This is a genomic window from Janthinobacterium sp. DSP2-3-3 (assembly GCF_049897325.1).
Taxonomy (GTDB): domain Bacteria; phylum Pseudomonadota; class Gammaproteobacteria; order Burkholderiales; family Burkholderiaceae_D; genus Janthinobacterium.
On record NZ_JAFCWA010000015.1, the window covers coordinates 129,621 to 147,348 of the forward strand.

Sequence of the window (17,728 nt, forward strand, 5' to 3'; positions counted from 1 at the left end):
TTACCGCATGCCCTACATTGCGATATGAATATACGATACTTACTATCTATTAATTAAATATATTGTACATCTATTGCATAGTCAGTGACTATTATTTGATAAAAAGGTAGATGTATTACAAGCATGGGTTCATGTTGGGTGTCGGTGGCGATCCACCGAACTTAGCAGCGCCGCGCCTCAGCACGGCTTCTGACTCATGGATTTGTGCGATTTCGGACGTGGGACCCGAGGCCTTGATTTGATGATGCCAGGGCGGTGCGAGTAGGCGAGCGGCAACGCGCCATGTGAGCCTAAGTTGTACCGGGCGACGGCATGGCCCTGCTCAGTAGCTCATAGGAAGCACATTCTTGCGGCTACGTAGTCGATTGGGACACCGTCGCCCTGGAGATGCATGAGGACTGGCGACATTGATTTGGGCATCGGCACGTCTAAGCTCGGCTTCGAATGCCCATCGTGATACGGCATGTTGCACCGAGTCCTGGCTCATCGAACGCTTCCATCATGTCTCATCACTGAGAACCTACAGGCGCGCAGTCAAATCACGGCGCCCAGCTTGAAAATCGGCAGATACAAGGCGATCACGAGGGCGCCGACCAGCAGGCCCAGCACCACCATCAGCGCCGGTTCCAGCAGCGCGGAAAGGGTGGTCACGGTGGCATCGATGTCCGCCTCGATGATTTCGGCCGCGCGCGACAGCATGGCGTCGAGCGCGCCCGATTCCTCGCCGATCAGGGCCAGTTGCGTCAGCAGCGGGGGAAACACGGCGCTGTGCTCCATGGCCAGGGCCAGGCTGCCGCCGGCGCGGATTTCACGTTCGATGCGCGTCGTCGCTTCCTGGTACAGCGCGTGGCCGGAGGCGGCACCCACCAAGCCGAGCGAGTCGAGCAGCGGCACGCCGGCGGCGAACATGGCGGCCAGGGTGCGCGTCCAGCGGGCAATCGCCGCCTTGCGCAGGAGCGGGCCGAACACGGGCAGGCGCAATGCCCGCAGTTGCATGTTGCGCCGCAAGGCAGGCCAGCGGTGCCAGGCCAGATACGATAGCAGCCAGGCCAGCATGAGCGCCACCAGCAAGGCCAGCCAGTAGCGCACGAGAAAGGCGGACAGGCTCATGACGAGCAGGGTGGGCAGCGGCAATGGCGCACCGAAGCTGTCGAAGACCTGGCGGAAGGCGGGCACGACCACGCTCATGATGATGGCCGTGACAGCGATGGCGACGAGCACGATGGCCAGCGGATACATCAGCGCACCGCGCACTTGCCGCCGCAGGGCGATGGCTTTTTCCTGATGCGTGGCCAGGCGCGCCAGCAAGTCTTGCACGATGCCGGCCTGTTCGCCGGCGGCCAGCAGGTTGCAATACAGCTCGTCAAATAGCAGCGGGAACCGGCGGAATGCCTGCTGCAGGCTGCTGCCCGCTTCGATCTCGTGGCGCAAGTCGTGCATCAGCTCGGTGACGGCGGGCTTGGCGTGGCCCTTGCCGGCGATGTCGAAGGCGTGCAGCAGCGGCACGCCGGCCGCCATCATGGTCGACAGCTGGCGCGTGAACAGCGCAATATCCTTGTGCGTGATGGCCTTGCCCGGCGCGGCGCGCGCCGCCTGTACCCTGGTGGCCAGGATGCCCTGGCGCCGCAAGGCCAGGCCGGCAGCGGTGGCATCGGCGGCGCGCAAGATGCCATCGACCGTCTTGCCATGACGGTCCGTGCCCTTCCATGCAAACCGCCGCTCGGCCGCCATGCGCACCTCCTGCCGTCACGGTAGCAGCGTCAGGCAAAAGCGCCAGCCGCGCTGGCGGCAAGCTTGATGTGGCTCAGCCTTTTGTGGTTTGTACTTCCGTTTGCACAAGGGCCTGGGCCTTCACGTCGGCCGCATCTTCCTCGTCGCTGTCGGTGCCCTTGCTGATGCTTTCGCCATCGTCGCGGCGCAAGGTCCAGAACGTCAGCGAGGATAGCACCGTCAGGGCGGCCAGGGTCAGGAAGGTGTGGTGCAGGGCGGTGCTGAGCATGGCGCGGTCCGACTGCGGCATGTCGCCCAGGTACCAGCCCGTGATCAGCGAACCGAAGGCCAGGCCAAAGCTCATCGACAGTTGCTGCATCGAACTGGCGATGGTGCTGGCCATGCTGGAATCGGTCTTGTCGACATCGGCATACGCAATGGTGTTCATGCTGGAAAATTGCAGCGAATTGAAAAAGCCCATGCACAGGCTGATGGCGACGATGACGTACAGGGGCGTGCCCGCGCCCACCTGCGAAAACATGGCGATGGTGATGCCGATCAGCACGGTGTTGACGATCAGCACCTGGCGGTAGCCGAAGCGGGCCAGCACGCGTGCGGAAATGAATTTCATGCCCATGGCGGCCGCGGCCGACGGCATCATCAGCAAGCCGGATTGCCAGGCAGGCAAGCCCAGGCCCAGCTGGTACAGCAGCGGCAACAGGAAGGGCAGGCCGCCCACGCCCAGGCGCGTAACGAAACCGCCCACCACGGAAACGCGGAAGGTGCGGATCTTGAACAGGGTCAGGCGCAGCAGCGGGTGCAGCACTTCGCTCGAATGCCAGGCGTACGCGGCCAGCAGGCTGATGGAAATGAACAGCAGCACGGCAAACGAGGTGCCATCGATGCGGTGTTCGCCGAAGATTTCCAGCAGCCATGACAGTAGCGCGATGCCCGTGCCGAACAGCACCAGGCCGATCAGGTCCAGCGGACGGGGCTTGTCGCCATAGTAATCAGGCATGTAGCGGTGCGCCAGGTACAGCGCCGCCAAGCCCACGGGCACGTTGACAAAGAAAATCTCGCGCCACGACAGCCAGTGCACGATCAGTCCGCCCACCGTTGGCCCCAGCAGGGGGCCGATCAGGGCGGGGATGATGACGAAATTCATGGCTGCCAGCAATTGTGACTTGGGGAAGGTGCGGATGATGGTGAGCCTGCCCACCGGCATCATCATGGCCGCGCCCATCCCTTGCAACAGGCGCGCGGCCACCAGCATGGGCGCATTCACGGACAGGCCGCACAGGATGGAGGCGATGGTAAAGATGGCAACGGCGGCGGAAAACACGCGCCGCGTGCCAAAGCGGTCGGCCATCCAGCCGCTAATGGGAATGCACACGGCCAGGCTCAGGATGTAGCTGGTGACGACGGCCTTCAGGCTCAGTGGCGTCACGTTGAGGCTGGCAGCCATGGCGGGGATGGCGGTGTTGACGATGGTGGAGTCGAGTTGCTCCATGAACAGGGCGGTGGCAACCACCCAGGGAAGGTAGCTTTTAACGGGGGAGCTGGTCATGGATGTGAGCCTGAGGAAGAGAAACGGAGCCGACAGTACGACGAATTGTCACATAAACGGCGTAGGCGTGCCGCCCGCGCCGTCCATTCTGGTAGCGTGCCGGGGGCATCGTCCATGGAACATTTGTTCCATGGCAATATATTGCGGGCAAGGCTAGCATGTGTTTTCTGGCAGCTCCGAGCTCTTCTTTCCTCGAAAGTCACACCACATGAAAAATGCACTTACCTTCCTCGTCCTGGGCGCGGCCTTGTCCGCATGCGGCGGCGGCAGCGATGGTGGCACGCCGGAAGCACCTGTCACGCCGCCAGTCGTAGGCACGCCTCCGGTCGTTCCCGCCGATAGCGTGACGGTGGCATCGGAAGCCGTGGCCAAAGAGGCAGGCCTGAACGTCATTGCCGGCGCCAGCGACGACGAAAGCGTCTATGACGTGGCCGCCGATATCGGCGACACCTGGCGCCTCACCTTTGACAGGGTCAAGAAGACCTATGCCATCCGCGTCCTGTCGACGCAGTTCGGCTTGAGCGACCGCAGCGGTACGTTCAGCGCTACCACCAGCGGCAATCTCACCACCTACACAGCAACGGATCTCAGCGTCACTGTCGATACGCGCACGCGCCTTCTGTCGGGCAATATCAAAGTGGGTAGCATGGTCTCGACCGTCAGCGGCACGGCGTATGTCGTCAGCGATGTCGCCAAGCTGGCCGGCAGCTATATTTTCCTGGGCGCCATGCGCAATGCATCGAACGGTGCTGACCGTTTCAATCCGAAAGGCAGTCTCAAGATCGCTGCCGACGGAGCGGCCCAACTGTGCAATGGCGGCGTGTTCAATGCGCAAGGCGTGTGCTCTGCGGTATCGCCACAGCTGGAAGCTGAAAACGCCAGCCTGACCCTGGTCAAGGATGCGAAGAACGGCTTGCTCGTCGCCCGCCAGGGTGGACAGGACTTCGGCATCGTGCACGTGCATGCCGGGGACCGGGGGCTGGCGCTGTTCATCGACCGCTATAGCCGCAACCAGGAAAACGTCATGCGCGTGGGCACCATCGTGGCAGCCAAGCAGCAAAAGATCGGCAGCGAAATCAATGGCAGCTACACCTGTGCGGCGCAGGGCATCAGCGCGAACATCGTGATTGCCGGCAGCACCGCCACCCTGACGAATAATACGACCGGCAAGGCGCATGCGGAAACCATCACCGTCAACAAGCTGGGCCTGGCCGCGCAAGCTGTCGATTTCGATGGCATCGCCGTGTTCAAGGACCCTGCCGATGTGCCAGCCGACTATTCGATGTTCATGCCCGTGTCGTCGAGCATGGCAATCGAGTTTTCGACCGACCGTTCGTACATGGGCATGTGCCTGAAAAAATAGTCGCTAGCATTTGATGTGATCCAGCGCGGCCAGCAGCGGCAGCGCCGCGTCCGCGATGCGCTCAAGACTGGCCTCGCGCAGGGCGGCGGTGTCCACCGTGTGGCCGGAGTCCAGCCCCGCCCAGCCTAGCAGCGCCGAACATGCGGCGGGCGTGTCGAACATACCGTGCAAATAGCTGCCCAGGATTTGTCCGTCGTCCGACACGGCTCCTTCCGCGCGCCCATCGATGACAAAGGCCGGCTGCGCCAGCGCCGCGCCATGCGAGACGCCCATGTGGATTTCATAGCCTGCCACAGGCGCATCGGCGGCGCCGGCAAACGCGCAGTGGCCGCGCACCTGTTCCAGCCGCTTGTCGCTTGTCAGTTCCGTCACCATCTCCAGCAATCCCAGCGCCTTTGACTCTCCCGCCGCGCCTTCCACGCCCAGCGGATCGCACACGCTTTGCCCCAGCATCTGGAAGCCGCCGCAGATGCCGAGTACCTTGCCGCCATAGCGCAGGTGTTTCGCCAGGTAAGCGGGCCAGCCCTCTTGCTGCAGCCAGGCCAGGTCGCCGCGCGTGTTCTTGCTGCCGGGCAGTATCACCAGATCCGCCGGCGGAATCGCTTGTCCCTGTTGGATGAATTGTAGGTCGATATCGGGGTGGGCGCGCAGCGCGTCGACATCCGTGTGGTTGCTGATGCGCGGCAGTTGCGGCACCACCACCTTGAAGGTGCCGCGTTCTGCCTGCGTGGCTTCCACGGCGTCTTCCGCATCGAGGAACAAGCCTTGCAGATAGGGCAGCACGGCCAGCACGGGCTTGCCCGTCTGCTGTTCCAGCCAGTCGATGCCGGGTTGCAGCAAGGAGATATCGCCGCGGAAGCGGTTGATGACAAAGCCGAGGATGCGTGCGCGCTCGCTGTCGGACAGGCAGGCCAGGGTGCCGATGATGTGCGCGAAGACGCCGCCGCGGTCGATGTCGGCCACCATAATAACGGGGCAGTCGACGGCTTCGGCAAAGCCCATGTTGGCGATGTCGCGCGCGCGCAGGTTGATTTCGGCGGGGCTGCCCGCGCCTTCGACGATGACGGCGGCGTATTGCTGGCGCAAGCGCGCGAACGATTCCAGCACGGCGCCCATGGCGATGGTCTTGTATTGCTGGTAGTCGCGCGCATCCATCTCGGCGCGTACCTTGCCCTGGATGATCACCTGCGCGCCCGTGTTCGACGACGGTTTCAAAAGTACCGGGTTCATGTCCGTGTGTGGCGCAATGCCGCAGGCCAGTGCCTGCAAGGCTTGCGCGCGGCCGATTTCGCCGCCGTCCGCCGTCACGGCGCTATTCAAGGCCATGTTCTGCGGCTTGAACGGCGCCACCGACACACCGCGCCGTTTCAGCAGGCGGCACAGGGCCGCGACGACGGTGCTCTTGCCCGCGTCGGACGTCGTGCCCTGCACCATCAGGACGGGGAAGGGGCTGTTCATGCCGGCCGCTTCTGCTGATGTTGCCACTGCGCGATAATGTCGCTGATCTGGCGCAAGCCTTCCGTGATGGCGGCCGGACCGGGCGAAAGAATGTCGGGCGACTTGATCTCGAACAGCATCTGGTTTTTCACGGCGGGAATGGCATCCCATCCCGGGCGCGCCGTCAGCTGCGCCGGCTGGAACTTCTTGCCGCACCAGGTGGCGATGATGATGTCGGGCGCGCGCCGCACCACCTCCTGTGGATCGGCGATGATGCGCTCCCTGGCGCCCGGATGCACGGACAATTCCGGGAAGGCGTCCGTGCCGCCGGCGATGTCGATCAATTCCGCCGCCCAGCCGATGCCGCTCATCAGGGGATCATTCCACTCTTCAAAGTAAATCACGGGCTTGCGCGTCCAGGAGGCGGCGCGGGCCCGGGCGGCGGCAATGTCCGCGCGCAGGCTGGCGATCAGTGCGCGGCCGGCATCCTCGCGCTGCACCAGCGCGGCCAGTACGGCGATCATGCGCAGGATGCCTTCCACCGAGCGCTGGTTGAATTGGTGTACTTCGATGCCGGCCTTGACGAGGTCGCGGCAGATATCGGCCTGCATATCGCAAAAGCCGATCACGAGGTCGGGCTGGACGGCCAGGATGCGTGCGAGGTCAGCGGAGGAAAAACCGCTGATCTTGGTTTTTTCCGCGCGCGCGCGGGGCGGGCGCACGGTAAAGCCGGAAATGCCCGCGATGACGTCTTGCGCGCCCAGCGCGTACAAGGTTTCCACGGCTTCCGTCGACAAACAGGCGATGCGTTGGTAGTGGCTCATGGCGCCGCCTTGCTGGTGCGGCGCTGGCGGGCCACTTCCAGCTGCTCACACATGGCGGCCGTGCCTTCGATCATGCGCGGGCCGGCGCGGTTGAGCAGGTCGCCATTTAGGCGGAACAGGTTATTCCTGCGCACGGCCGTCATCGACGGGAAGGCGCGCCACATGGCCAGGCCGCCTTCGCTGCGCGGATCGCTCTTTTCGCTGGTGCCGAAAATGACTTCCGGGTCTTCCTGCAGCACGCCTTCCGGCGTGACGACGGGCGCCACCACCTTCATCGCGGCAAACACATTCTGGCCGCCGCACACGCGCATGGAGTCGCTGATGATGCTCGCGCCGCTCAGGGTATATAAAGGTTTGTCCCACACCTGGTAAAACACGCGCACGGGCGGACGCTGCGCATATTGCGCCGTCAAGCTGGCCAGTTTGGCGCGTAGCTGGGCGGCGGCCGGTTTGGCGACTTTTTCCGTGCCCATCAGCTGGCCCAGGCGCTCCATGCTGTCGGGGATGTCGGCCAGCTTGCGCGGCTCGCTGTGATAGATCGGCACCTTCAGCTGGCGCAGCATGGCGATCTGGCGCTCGGCGCTGCCATGCATCCAGACGACGATCAAGTCCGGCTTCATGGCGATGATGCGCTCCATGTCGTACTGTCGGTTGTCGCCCACTTGCGTGATTTTCTTTGCCGCTTCCGGGTAGTCGCTATAGCTGACGACACCGGCGATCCTGTCGCCGCCACCGGCTGCAAACAGCAGCTCCGTGACGTGCGGCGCCAGCGCCAGAATGCGCTGCGCCGGCTTTTCCACGCTGACGGTATTGCCGTCGTCGTCGCGTACGGTGATGGCGGCATGCGCCTGCAGCGAGATCAATCCGGCCAGCAGCAGTGCGGTTTTCAAGTGGTTCATATGTGCTTCCATGCAGTGAGGGCCTGCTGCAGGCGCAGCCAGGCATGTTCGTCGGGGGGCAGGCCCAGGCGGATGCCGTGGGCCGCGTGGCGGAACAGGCGCACCCAGATGCCTGATACTGCCATGTGGCGCCAGAAGGCTTCGGCACGTTCTTCCGGCCACCATTGAAACAGTGCCGTGCCGTTGCTGGCGATGCCGTGCGCGGCCAATAACTGGCGCAGGCGGGCACCTTCGCCGCGCAGGCGCTCGCGCATCGCTTCCTGCCATTGCGTATCGCTCAAGGCGGCCAGCGCCGCCTGCTGCGCCGGGCCGCTGACAGTCCATGGGCCCAGCATGTCGGCCAGCTGTGCCAGCAACGTGGGATGAGCGGCGACAAAGCCCAGGCGCAGCCCCGCCAGGCCAAAGAATTTGCCGATGGAGCGCAGCACGATCAGGCCCGGCTGGGCCGTGTGCTGACCGAGGCTGGCTTGCGCTTCCGTGTCGCCAAACGCTTCATCGACCACCAGCCAGCCACCGCGCGCGGCCAGCTTGCCGGCCCACTCCAGTAATACCTCGGGCGCGATGCGTTCGCCCGTGGGATTGTTCGGATTGCAGATCACCAGCACATCACAGTGTTCGATGGCATCGGCCAGCTGCGCATACGCCACTTGCCGCAATTGGTGGCCGTGCTGGCCCCAGTGGTGCGCATGTTCCGCATACGAAGGTGCGGCCACCACCACGCGCGATGGTGCGCGCAGCCGGGGCAGGGCCTGGATGGCGGCCTGCGTGCCCGCGACCGGCAGCATGGCTGGCGCGTTGTAGTAAGCGCAGGCAGCGGCCGCCAGGGCCGGATCGGCTTCCGGTAGCCGGTGCCAGGCATTGGCGTTCGGTGCTGGCGCTGCATACCAGTGCGGGTTGATGCCCGTCGACAGGTCGATCCAGTCATCCAGAGGCCGTCCGTATTCACGTGCGGCGTCGCGCAGCTTGCCGCCATGTTCAAGCAAAGTATGTCCCCCGCAGGTGGTATAGCCCGGCCAGCAGCGCCACCCAGATCAGCCAAAGAACCGCCGTTTCGGCCACCAGGCGCCAGGCGCGGTCGATATCGCGCGCTTCGGCCGGGCGGCCGACGCCCAGCGGCGGGCGGCGTTCCAGCTCACCGTCATAGAAGGCGTCGCCACCGAGAGCCAGGCCCAGGGCACCGGCGCCGCTGGCCATCACGGGCCCAGCGTTCGGGCTGCCCCAGCTTGGGGCCTGGCTGCGCCAGCAGTGCCAGGCGCGCTTTTTGTCCGCCATGGTCTTGCCCAGCAAAACGTAGGACAGGGCCGTCAGGCGCGCCGGCAGGTAATTGATGATATCGTCGATGCGCGCGGCGCAGCAGCCGAACCAGTTGTAGCGCTCGTTGCGGTAGCCCCACATGGCGTCGAGGGTATTCGCTAGCCGAAATAGTACGGCGCCGGGGCCGCCCGCCACGGCAAACCAGAACAGGGTGCCGAAGACGGCGTCGTTGCCGTTTTCCAGCAGGGATTCTGTGCTGGCCTTGGCCAGGCTGGCTGCGTCGGCATTGGCCGTGTCGCGGCTGACGATGCGCGCCGTCAGCAGGCGCGCCTTGTCCAAGTCATCGATGGCCAGGGCCTCGGCGATCGGCTGGTTATGCTCGCGCAGGCTGCGCAGGCCCAGACATAGATATAGCAGGAAGACGTGGAGGGCGGCACCCGCCAGGCCGCATAGCCAGTAGGCGGCATAGCTGAGAGGTAGTACAGCCAGCAGCCACGCGACGGCGCCGCGCAGAAAGCGTCCGCTGCCCCGATTCAGCCGGCGTTCCAGCGCGCTGGCGAGGCGGCCAAAGCCCACCAGCGGATGCCAGCGGCGCGTCTCGCCCAGGATCAGATCGAGCAGCACGCCAGCCGTCATCAAGGCGGCCAGCATGGGCAGCGACAAGCCGCTCAGCATGGACCGCCTTTCAGGTACAGCGGCAAGCCGGCGGCCACAAACACGGCCCTGTCGCACACGGCCGCCACGGCCTGGTTCAGACGGCCCGCTTCATCGGTGAAGCAGCGCGAGATGGCGCCGTAGGGCACGATGCCCATGCCTACTTCGTTCGATACCAGCACGAGGTCACAATCGGTATCGCCGATTTCGGCCAGCGCGTACAGCAGGTGCGCGCGCTCGCTGTGGAACAGTTCGGGCAGGGCGATGTCGCCCACGTCCGGATACGTCTCGCCGGTGGAAAACATCAGATTCGTCAGCCACAGGGTCAGGCAGTCGATCAGCAGCAGGCGCCCGGGCCGTGCTTCCCGCAGGATGGCTTCGCCCAGGCGCAGCGGTTCTTCCAGGGTGGCCCACTCGGCCGGGCGCTGTACCCGGTGATGCGCAATGCGCGTGGCCATTTCGCCGTCGCCCGCCTGCGCGGTGGCGATGTAGATCACTTCCTTGCCCGACTCGCGGGCCAGCTTTTCCGCATAGGCGCTCTTGCCGGAACGGGCGCCGCCGAAGACCAGGGTGCGCGTCATGGCGCTGTTACCACTCGGTGCCGATTTGTGCGCCGATGCCGGCCGCATACGCATGCTTGACGACGGCCATTTCGGTGACGGTGTCGGCGATGGCGATCAATTCGTCCGGTGCGCCACGGCCCGTGATGACCACGTGCTGCATGGCCGGGCGTTCCAGCAGGTCGGCGATGACCTTGTGCACGTCGAGGTAGTTGTATTTGAGGGCGATATTGAGTTCGTCGAACAGCACCAGGCCGTAGCTGGGGTCGGCCAGGAAGGTCTTCGCCTGTTCCCATGCGAGTTCGGCCTTTTCGATGTCGCGCTCGCGGTTTTGCGTTTCCCAGGTATAGCCTTCGCCCATCGCATGAAAGCTGATTTCATCGGGGAAGCGGCGCAGGAATTTTTCTTCGCCCGTCGACATGGCGCCCTTGATGAACTGCACCACGCCCACTTTCATGCCGTGGCCCATGGCGCGGATGGCCATGCCGAAGCCGCTCGAACTCTTGCCCTTGCCATTGCCCGTGTTGACGATGATGATGCCGATTTCCTTATCGGCCTTGGCGATGGCCGCATCGATGATGGTTTTTTTTCGTTCCATGCGCACGCGGTGGCGTTGGTTTATAGCTGCGGTATTGGCTGCGGTTTCCGCATCGACGGGTTTGTTGTCGCTCATGTTTAATCCTCTTTCGGTATGAATATCTTGCGTTTTCCGTGGGCGATGATCTCGATCGGGTGGCCCAGGTAGTCGCCCAGGATGGACGCCTGCATCACGTCGGCCACGGGACCGGCCAGCCAGCCGCCGTCGCCCATCAGCAGCAGCGCATGGGTTGAGACGCTGTGCGCCAGGTTCAGGTCATGCCCCACCATTACCACGGTTTTATTCTGTTCGCGGCACAGTTTCGACAGCAGGCCCATGACGCTGACCTGGTGCGCCAGGTCCAGCGCATTAGCCGGTTCGTCCAGCAGCAGCAAGGGCGTATCCTGCGCCAGCATGGCGGCAATCGCCACGCGCTGGCGTTCGCCGCCGGACAGGCTGCGTACGTCGCGCTCGGCCAGGTGCTCCACTTCCATCGAGGCCAGCGCCGCCAGGGCGATGCGCTGGTCGTCGCTGCCTTCCCAGTAATGGTTGTCGTGATACGGGTGGCGCGCCGACAGCACGGTTTCGATGACGCGGTACGAGAACGCATCGTGGCGCGCCTGCGCCAAAAAGGCCCGTTCGCGTGCCAGTTCATCGAGCGGCCAGTCGATCAGGGCGCGGCACTGTATCGTCACGTGGCCCGCATCCGGTTCGCGCAAGCCGGCCAGGGTACGCAGCAAGGTGCTCTTGCCCGCGCCATTGCGGCCGATCACGCTCCAGCATTCGCCATCCCTGATGTGCCAGGTGAGGTTTTCCACGAGGGAGCGCGTGCCTGCCTTCAGGCCGAGTTGGTAAGTACGTATCATGTGCGGCGTAATCGGCGCAGTTGGTACAGGAAGACGGGCGCGCCTATCATGGCTGTCACCACGCCGACGGGCAACTGCAAGGGCGCCAGCACGGTGCGCGCCAACGTGTCTGCCAGCACCAGGAAGGTGCCGCCGGCCAGCGCGGCGGCTGGTATCAACAGGCGATGATCGGGGCCGCAGGCAAAGCGCAGCGCATGCGGCACGATCAGGCCGACAAAACCCACGCTGCCGGCACTGGTGACGGCGCTGGCCGTGAGCAGGCCGGAACAGAAGAACAGACCCTTGCGCAGGGCGCCCACGCGCACGCCCAGGGTGCTGGCCGCTTCAGCGTGCAGGGCCATGATGTTCAGCGAACGCGCGCAGCGCAAGGCGAAGATCATGGCGCCGGCCAGGACCAGCCATGGCATCAGCCGCGCCGGTGCGCCGGCCAGGTCGCCGATCATCCAGAACACCATGCTGCGCAAGCGGCTTTCCGGGGCGATGGAGAGCATCAGGGTGACGATGGCCATGCAGGCCGAGGCCAGGATCACGCCCGTCAGCAGCAAGAGCGAGGCGCCGCCTTCGGCCGCCGTGCCGCCTCGCAGGTCGCGCCGGGCAAAGAAGTACAGAAGCATGGACACGCCGACGGCGCCCGCAAAGGCGGCCGCATCGACCACCCACAGCGCGCACATGAATAGCAGCGCGGCCAGCGCGCCCACGGAAGCGCCGGCGGAAATGCCCAGCACATACGGGTCGGCCAGGGGATTGCGCAGCAGCGCCTGCATCATGACGCCAGCCAGCGACAGCGCCGCGCCGGTGACAAAGGCGGTCAGCGCGCGGCCCAGGCGCAGGTCGAGCAGGGTGGCGACAAGAGTATCGGTCTTGCCCTGCACGACATGGAACAGGGCGGAAGGCAGGTCGGCGAGCGGAATCGCGATTGAACCGATCATTCCGGAGAAAATCAGGCTGGCAACCGCGCACGCGATCAGCACCGTGAGGATCACGGTGGCGCGGTGGCGCATATTGCGGAAAAATGGGTGCATGTACTGCCTTAAAAACGGGGACTGCAGAACTGCATCTGCGGGCGACGGCGGCATGCCATCGCCCGCAGCTTACATCATTACTACATGGTTATTTTGAGCCGTAACGCAGTCCGACGAAGAAGTTGGAGCCAGCGGTATTGTAGTTACGTGCCAGTTCATACTTCTTGTCAGTGATATTGTTCCAGCGTGCCAGCACCGACCAGTCACGTGCCACTTGATAGGTCGCGAACAGGTTGACTAGGCCATAACCGCCGAGGGTGATTTTGTTGGCTGCATCTTCAAAACGCTTGCCCGACAATTGCCATTCGGCGCCCGTGTTCAGTTGACCGATGCTGTAGTCAGCCGCAAAGTTGGCGTGACGCTTGGCGCGGCGCACCAGCGATTTGTCCAGCGTTTGATCGCGTGGATCTTGCAGGTCGATATTGCCGCTGAGGCCAAAGTCGCCAAACTTGCGGCGGCCGGTCAGGGTGATGCCTTCCAGTAATGCCTTGTTGACGTTGTAAGCGCAGCCATCAGGGTGGGTTGCCACTTCAACCGGGCAAGTGTTCGCATAGATCAGCAAATCGGTTACGCGATTGTGGTAATACACGGCGCTCAGCTGCGTCTTGCCATCATCGTAGCGCAGGCCAACTTCCGCATTGCGGCCTTTTTCCGGACGGTTGCTGGCGATGCCGTAGCCTGGGTAATACAGTTCATTGTAGGTAGGCTGGCGGAAGCTGGTGCCATAGCTTGCAGTGGCGCGCAAGGCATTGTTGATCTGGTAGCCATAACCAAGGCTGCCAGTGTTGGTCGAACCGGTTTCCGACATCTTGTCGCGGCGCAGGCTGGCGCTGAGCAGGTGCTGGCCGCGCTGCATGGTGTAGGAGCCAGCCAGCGACTTGGTGTCGCGGGCACGATTCAAGATCGGCTCGCCGCTGGAGACGACTTCTTCCTTGCGGTAGCTCGCCAGCAATTGCAGCGTGTCGGTGCCGATGGCGATGTCATTTTGCCAGTCGACAGTCGATTGCTTGGTTTCCAGGTAGCTCTTGGCACCCGCACGAGCGGAGCCATCATCGTTGGCCTTGTCGCGTGCTTCGGCAACTTGTACCTTGCTGTGCCAGCCTTGAACGAATTCATTGTTCATGAACACGCCGATGTTTTCCAGCTTTTGATTGCCGCGGGCATCGTAGCCAGGACCGTTGTCGTACTGGGCGTCAAGCTTACTGTTCATGAACACCAGGCCCAGGTCGTGCCCCTTGGCCAACTGAAAGCCAACCTGGCCCGTGACGCTTTTCTTGTCGTAGCCGTCTTTGTCGGCGTTGTAATAGTAATTGGCTGGTTTGGTGGCTGAAAAGCCGTCGCTTTTTTCCTTGCTGACATTCAGCGAGTAGCTCAGGCTGTTGTAGCCACCGCTTGCACCCGAAACGCTGGCGTCATATTGACGCGTGGCATCGCTGCCAAAGCCGACCGACGCGCCAACCACGGGCGCGCCGCTACCCTTTTTGGTGAAAATCTGGATGATGCCGCCGATGGCATCGGCACCGTACAGGGTGCTCAAAGGGCCGTAAACGATCTCGATGCGGTCGATATTGGCCAGTGGAACAGGGCTCCAGTTGGCGGCGCCCAGGGTCGAGGAACCGATGCGGATGCCGTCCACCAGAACGATATTCTGGGTGCCATTCGCGCCACGGATATACACTGATGCTGCCGTGCCAGCGCCGCCATTGCGGACAACTTCGATGCCACGCTGTTTTTGCAGTAACTCGGTGACCGAGCCTGCGCCCGAACGGGCGATATCTTCGCTGGTGATGATGGCCGTAGTGGCCAGCAGTTCGCTGGTTTTTTGCGGGGTGCGGGTTGCGGTGACGATCACCGGATCGAATGTGTTTGACGTGGTCTGGGCGAAAGCGGCAGGCGCGGCAATGGCTAGCGCGAGCGACGTGAGCGCCGCGTGGCGGGAAACAGCATGGGTCATGATAATTTTCAGTAAGTAATATGCAACCAGCCGACGTCCCCGTAGGCCAGATTGAACAGAAGTGGGAACTGAAGATGACGATCGAAGATAGCCATGGGCCATTCGGATCGCGAACATCCCCGTTCGCACACTTCCACCTGTCCTGGCCGGTATCCGGGCTGGCAAGTACGGCTATCCCACCTTCCCATGCTCGATGATTGCAAGCACAGTGGTTGTCAGAGATAGCTTGTCGCCCGCTTCCTGTAGGGAGAGGCGACACTTGCTTACCGTTGCGGGGGCAGCACACGCTCGCCGCGATCGCGGCATCGTGTTTCCCGTTTAACTGCGCTCATGGACATGAGCGCGGGCACCAAAACCCCGCCATTATACGTGCAGCGGGCGTGGACTGAAATGGCCGGCTGGACGATTAGATATCAGAAATCGACGACGACGGTCGCACCGTAGGCGATTTTGTGGGCGGAACGGGCGGCCAGCATGGCCGTTTCTTCCAATGACAGCCGGGCTTGCAGTGCCGACAGCAGGCGGATGGTGCCTGCATGGCAGATGATGACGACCGTTTCGTGTTGTTCGCGCAACAGATCGCCTAAAAACGCATCGACGCGGGCGGCCATCGCCAGCACATTCTCGCCTCCGCCGGGGCGGTACCAAGCCAGGTCGGCCGCCCAGGCATCGATTTCCGTACGTGCAATCGCGTGCCAGGGCTGCATTTCCCACGCGCCGAAATCCATCTCCGCCAGCCGCGCGTCGAAGTGCAAGTCGCAGGAAGGCAAGTCCTGCGCCAATGCTGTCGCCAGGCCGGCGCAGCGGCGCAGCGGACTGGCGTAGAGCGGCACACCGGCCGGCAAAGTCGCTTGCAGGCTGGCGCGCACCGTGGCCATTTCGTGCGGTGCCACTGCCACGTCGCTGCGGCCATAGCAGGTGTCGCTGGTGACCTGCGGTGCGGGGTGGCGAACGAGGATCAGGCGCATGTTTGCTTAGTAAAAGTGCAATGGAGGCTGAAAGCTGGAGAGGATGGCCAGATAGATCGCCACTTCAGCCAGTTGCTGCACGGCGCCCAGGCAGTCGCCTGTGTAGCCTTGCAGGCGGTGCTGGCATTTGCGGCCCAGCCAGAATGCGGCCGCCGCCGCCACCACGATGGCAAAGGCCAGCGTGGCCCAGTTAAGTATCCCCAGCACGCCGCAGGCGATGGCGGGCAACAGGCCGCAGGTAGCTGCGATAATGAATTCAGCGGTGCTCATTTCCTGCGCCATCGGCTTGGCCTTGCCGTCGTCGCGCGCATAGTCCATGAGCCAGATCAGCGAAACGGCGGCCAGGCGCGAGAGCGGATGGGCGATGAGTAATGTCGCCACCACCGTGGCAGGCGGCAGCGATGCGAGCGCCGCACATTTGATGGCCAGCAGGCAGAGGATGCCGATGGCGCCATATGCGCCGATGCGCGAATCCTTCATGATTTCCAGGACCCGCTCACGCGTCATTCCACCGCCAAAGCCATCGCACATGTCGGCGAAGCCGTCTTCATGGAAGGCGCCCGTCAGGTAAATGCCGGCGGCAACGGCCAATAGCACGGCCACCGCTGAAGGCAGGAGCCAGCTGGCAAGCAGATACACGGCGCCACTGATGGCCGCCACCACCACGCCCACCAGCGGAAAGTAGCGCGAGGCGTGCTGCAGCCAGGCCGGCTCGAAACCCACCCAGCGCGGGATCGGAAGGCGCGTGAAGAACTGCAGCGCAATGAAGAATAGGCGGCACTGATGGACTGCGACAGAAGCGGGATTGGTCATGGTCTTAGTCTGGCGTGGACTTTTCGCTGACCTGGGCCGAGGCGAAGGTGGCCATCTCGCGCATGAAGTTGACGGCTGCGTGCAGCAGCGGCAAGGCCAGCGCCGCACCCGTGCCTTCACCGAGGCGCAAATCGAGATGCAGCAGCGGACGTGCTCCCAGGCTAGCCAGCAACTGGCGATGACCGTTTTCATCAGAGCAGTGTGAAAACACACAATAATCGAGGATGGCCGGCTGCAAACGGGCCGCCACCAGCAGGGCGCTGCTGACAATGAATCCATCGATCAGCAGAATCATGCGCCGTTCGGCTGCTTTGAGCATGGCGCCAGCCATCATGGCGATCTCGAAACCGCCGAAGGTGGCCAGCACGTCGAGTGGCTCGTTGACTGCCGCATGATGCGCGACAGCCGCTTCGATCACCTGTTGTTTGTGCAGTATGCCTTCCTTCGACAGGCCGGTGCCGGCGCCCACGCAGTCGGCGACCGGTATTTGCGTCAGCTTGTGCATCAGTGCGGCGGCGGCGGTGGTGTTGCCGATGCCCATTTCGCCTAAGCCCAACACATTGCCGTCCAAGGTGGCCACCAAGTCCATCCCTGCCTGCATGGCGGCCAGACATTGCTCCTGGCTCATGGCCGGTTCTTTGGCAAAGTTGCGGGTGCCGGGACCCTGCTTGCGGTCAAGCAAGCCGTCGCGCGGGCCGAAGTCATGGTTCACGCCGGCGTCCACTATATATAAGGCGCAATTGTTCTGGCGGGCAAAGACATTGATGGCGGCGCCGTTGCCGAGGAAGTTTTCTACCATTTGCCAGGTCACGCTTTGTGGGTAAGCGGAAATGCCTTCGGCGACGACGCCATGGTCGGCCGCAAAAACGATGATGGCAGGTTGGTGCAATGCCAGTTGCGTGCTTTGCTGGATCAGGCCGATCTGATGGGCCAGGGCTTCCAGTAGGCCCAGGCTGCCCAGCGGCTTGGTCTTGCTATTGATGGCATGTTCGAGCGCGCTGGCCAGGGCGGGATGGGCGGTGGGGCAGATGTGTGGAATAGGCATGGGAGTCAAGGTGGATGCGGCAGGGTATTGCCAGCGCTACGATATCACACAGCAATATTTGCTCAGCTGCAAAATAGCCCTTGCGGAGCATGCGGTGCAGGGCTATAATTCGCCCCCTCGCTGAACGACGCATGCAAATGCCGAGTAAAGCAGGGTGAAAAAGAAGGTTGACGAAATGCTGCAAACGCTTCATACTCTTCCTTCTTCGCAGCTGA

The 17,728-nt window shown here is 63.3% G+C and carries 16 protein-coding genes and 1 riboswitch; of the genes, 1 reads left to right on the forward strand and 15 read right to left on the reverse strand.

Annotated features, from left to right (window positions below; translation table 11 throughout):
• Positions 1–534: 534 nt before the first annotated feature.
• Both ACP7DE_RS24625 and ACP7DE_RS24630 read right to left on the reverse strand, forming a co-directional pair.
• Positions 535–1,731, reverse strand: coding sequence for a type II secretion system F family protein (locus ACP7DE_RS24625; RefSeq protein WP_426074560.1), 1,197 nt, complete (start codon positions 1,729–1,731; stop codon positions 535–537).
• A gap of 73 nt (positions 1,732–1,804) precedes the next feature.
• Positions 1,805–3,277 (reverse strand): DHA2 family efflux MFS transporter permease subunit, encoded by a 1,473-nt coding sequence (locus ACP7DE_RS24630; RefSeq protein ID WP_426074561.1) that lies wholly within the window; start codon positions 3,275–3,277, stop codon positions 1,805–1,807.
• A 208-nt stretch (positions 3,278–3,485) separates the two neighbouring features.
• Here ACP7DE_RS24630 and ACP7DE_RS24635 point away from each other — a divergent pair, with 208 nt between their 5' ends.
• Positions 3,486–4,640 (forward strand): hypothetical protein, encoded by a 1,155-nt coding sequence (locus ACP7DE_RS24635; RefSeq protein ID WP_426074563.1) that lies wholly within the window; start codon positions 3,486–3,488, stop codon positions 4,638–4,640.
• 3 nt (positions 4,641–4,643) lie between these two features.
• Here ACP7DE_RS24635 and ACP7DE_RS24640 read toward each other — a convergent pair whose 3' ends face one another.
• From ACP7DE_RS24640 to cobT, 13 genes are all read right to left on the reverse strand, one after another.
• Complete coding sequence (locus tag ACP7DE_RS24640; RefSeq protein WP_426074564.1) at positions 4,644–6,098, reverse strand: cobyric acid synthase; 1,455 nt, start codon at positions 6,096–6,098, stop codon at positions 4,644–4,646.
• Entirely contained in the window at positions 6,095–6,901 is an 807-nt protein-coding gene (locus tag ACP7DE_RS24645; RefSeq protein WP_426074565.1) for an ABC transporter substrate-binding protein, read from the reverse strand. The genes ACP7DE_RS24640 and ACP7DE_RS24645 overlap by 4 nt, the downstream gene beginning before the upstream one ends.
• The gene (locus tag ACP7DE_RS24650) at positions 6,898–7,800 is read right to left on the reverse strand and encodes a cobalamin-binding protein (protein WP_426074566.1); all 903 of its coding nucleotides are present in this window, start codon (positions 7,798–7,800) and stop codon (positions 6,898–6,900) included. Before ACP7DE_RS24650 ends, ACP7DE_RS24645 begins: the two co-directional genes overlap by 4 nt.
• Positions 7,797–8,783, reverse strand: coding sequence for a threonine-phosphate decarboxylase CobD (cobD, locus tag ACP7DE_RS24655; protein WP_426074567.1), 987 nt, complete (start codon positions 8,781–8,783; stop codon positions 7,797–7,799). Before cobD ends, ACP7DE_RS24650 begins: the two co-directional genes overlap by 4 nt.
• Complete coding sequence (cbiB, locus tag ACP7DE_RS24660) at positions 8,776–9,729, reverse strand: adenosylcobinamide-phosphate synthase CbiB (RefSeq protein ID WP_426074568.1); 954 nt, start codon at positions 9,727–9,729, stop codon at positions 8,776–8,778. The genes cobD and cbiB overlap by 8 nt, the downstream gene beginning before the upstream one ends.
• Positions 9,723–10,289: a bifunctional adenosylcobinamide kinase/adenosylcobinamide-phosphate guanylyltransferase gene (gene cobU / locus ACP7DE_RS24665; protein ID WP_426074570.1), complete on the reverse strand. Its 567-nt coding sequence runs from the start codon at positions 10,287–10,289 to the stop codon at positions 9,723–9,725. The genes cbiB and cobU overlap by 7 nt, the downstream gene beginning before the upstream one ends.
• A 7-nt stretch (positions 10,290–10,296) precedes the next feature.
• Positions 10,297–10,941, reverse strand: coding sequence for a cob(I)yrinic acid a,c-diamide adenosyltransferase (gene cobO / locus ACP7DE_RS24670; protein ID WP_426074571.1), 645 nt, complete (start codon positions 10,939–10,941; stop codon positions 10,297–10,299).
• Between the two features lie 2 nt (positions 10,942–10,943).
• Positions 10,944–11,711, reverse strand: coding sequence for an ABC transporter ATP-binding protein (locus tag ACP7DE_RS24675; RefSeq protein ID WP_426074572.1), 768 nt, complete (start codon positions 11,709–11,711; stop codon positions 10,944–10,946).
• On the reverse strand, positions 11,708–12,733 hold the full coding sequence (locus tag ACP7DE_RS24680; RefSeq protein ID WP_426074573.1) for a FecCD family ABC transporter permease: 1,026 nt from the start codon (positions 12,731–12,733) through the stop codon (positions 11,708–11,710). The genes ACP7DE_RS24675 and ACP7DE_RS24680 overlap by 4 nt, the downstream gene beginning before the upstream one ends.
• Positions 12,734–12,821: 88 nt before the next feature.
• Entirely contained in the window at positions 12,822–14,687 is a 1,866-nt protein-coding gene (locus ACP7DE_RS24685; protein ID WP_426074574.1) for a TonB-dependent receptor domain-containing protein, read from the reverse strand.
• 127 nt (positions 14,688–14,814) lie between these two features.
• A riboswitch (cobalamin riboswitch) is annotated at positions 14,815–15,056 on the reverse strand.
• A gap of 44 nt (positions 15,057–15,100) precedes the next feature.
• Positions 15,101–15,655 carry a histidine phosphatase family protein gene (locus ACP7DE_RS24690; RefSeq protein ID WP_426074575.1) on the reverse strand — a complete coding sequence of 185 codons (555 nt, stop codon included), beginning with the start codon at positions 15,653–15,655 and terminating at the stop codon, positions 15,101–15,103.
• A 6-nt stretch (positions 15,656–15,661) separates the two neighbouring features.
• The gene (locus tag ACP7DE_RS24695) at positions 15,662–16,468 is read right to left on the reverse strand and encodes an adenosylcobinamide-GDP ribazoletransferase (RefSeq protein WP_426074576.1); all 807 of its coding nucleotides are present in this window, start codon (positions 16,466–16,468) and stop codon (positions 15,662–15,664) included.
• 4 nt (positions 16,469–16,472) lie between these two features.
• Positions 16,473–17,513, reverse strand: a complete 1,041-nt coding sequence (gene cobT / locus ACP7DE_RS24700) for a nicotinate-nucleotide--dimethylbenzimidazole phosphoribosyltransferase (protein WP_426074578.1) — start codon at positions 17,511–17,513, stop codon at positions 16,473–16,475.
• Positions 17,514–17,728 lie beyond the last annotated feature (215 nt).

Bases quoted from the DNA above. Each gene is read 5' to 3' on its own strand.
- ACP7DE_RS24625 (WP_426074560.1), bottom strand. From the start codon at position 1,731: ATGGCGGCCGAGCGGCGGTTTGCATGGAAGGGCACGGACCGTCATGGC.
- cbiB (WP_426074568.1), bottom strand. From the start codon at position 9,729: ATGCTGAGCGGCTTGTCGCTGCCCATGCTGGCCGCCTTGATGACGGCT.
- ACP7DE_RS24675 (WP_426074572.1), bottom strand. From the start codon at position 11,711: ATGATACGTACTTACCAACTCGGCCTGAAGGCAGGCACGCGCTCCCTC.
- ACP7DE_RS24635 (WP_426074563.1), top strand. From the start codon at position 3,486: ATGAAAAATGCACTTACCTTCCTCGTCCTGGGCGCGGCCTTGTCCGCA.
- cobU (WP_426074570.1), bottom strand. From the start codon at position 10,289: ATGACGCGCACCCTGGTCTTCGGCGGCGCCCGTTCCGGCAAGAGCGCC.
- ACP7DE_RS24645 (WP_426074565.1), bottom strand. From the start codon at position 6,901: ATGAGCCACTACCAACGCATCGCCTGTTTGTCGACGGAAGCCGTGGAA.
- ACP7DE_RS24630 (WP_426074561.1), bottom strand. From the start codon at position 3,277: ATGACCAGCTCCCCCGTTAAAAGCTACCTTCCCTGGGTGGTTGCCACC.
- ACP7DE_RS24680 (WP_426074573.1), bottom strand. From the start codon at position 12,733: ATGCACCCATTTTTCCGCAATATGCGCCACCGCGCCACCGTGATCCTC.
- ACP7DE_RS24640 (WP_426074564.1), bottom strand. From the start codon at position 6,098: ATGAACAGCCCCTTCCCCGTCCTGATGGTGCAGGGCACGACGTCCGAC.
- cobT (WP_426074578.1), bottom strand. From the start codon at position 17,513: ATGCCTATTCCACACATCTGCCCCACCGCCCATCCCGCCCTGGCCAGC.
- ACP7DE_RS24695 (WP_426074576.1), bottom strand. From the start codon at position 16,468: ATGACCAATCCCGCTTCTGTCGCAGTCCATCAGTGCCGCCTATTCTTC.
- cobO (WP_426074571.1), bottom strand. From the start codon at position 10,941: ATGAGCGACAACAAACCCGTCGATGCGGAAACCGCAGCCAATACCGCA.
- ACP7DE_RS24685 (WP_426074574.1), bottom strand. From the start codon at position 14,687: ATGACCCATGCTGTTTCCCGCCACGCGGCGCTCACGTCGCTCGCGCTA.
- ACP7DE_RS24650 (WP_426074566.1), bottom strand. From the start codon at position 7,800: ATGAACCACTTGAAAACCGCACTGCTGCTGGCCGGATTGATCTCGCTG.
- ACP7DE_RS24690 (WP_426074575.1), bottom strand. From the start codon at position 15,655: ATGCGCCTGATCCTCGTTCGCCACCCCGCACCGCAGGTCACCAGCGAC.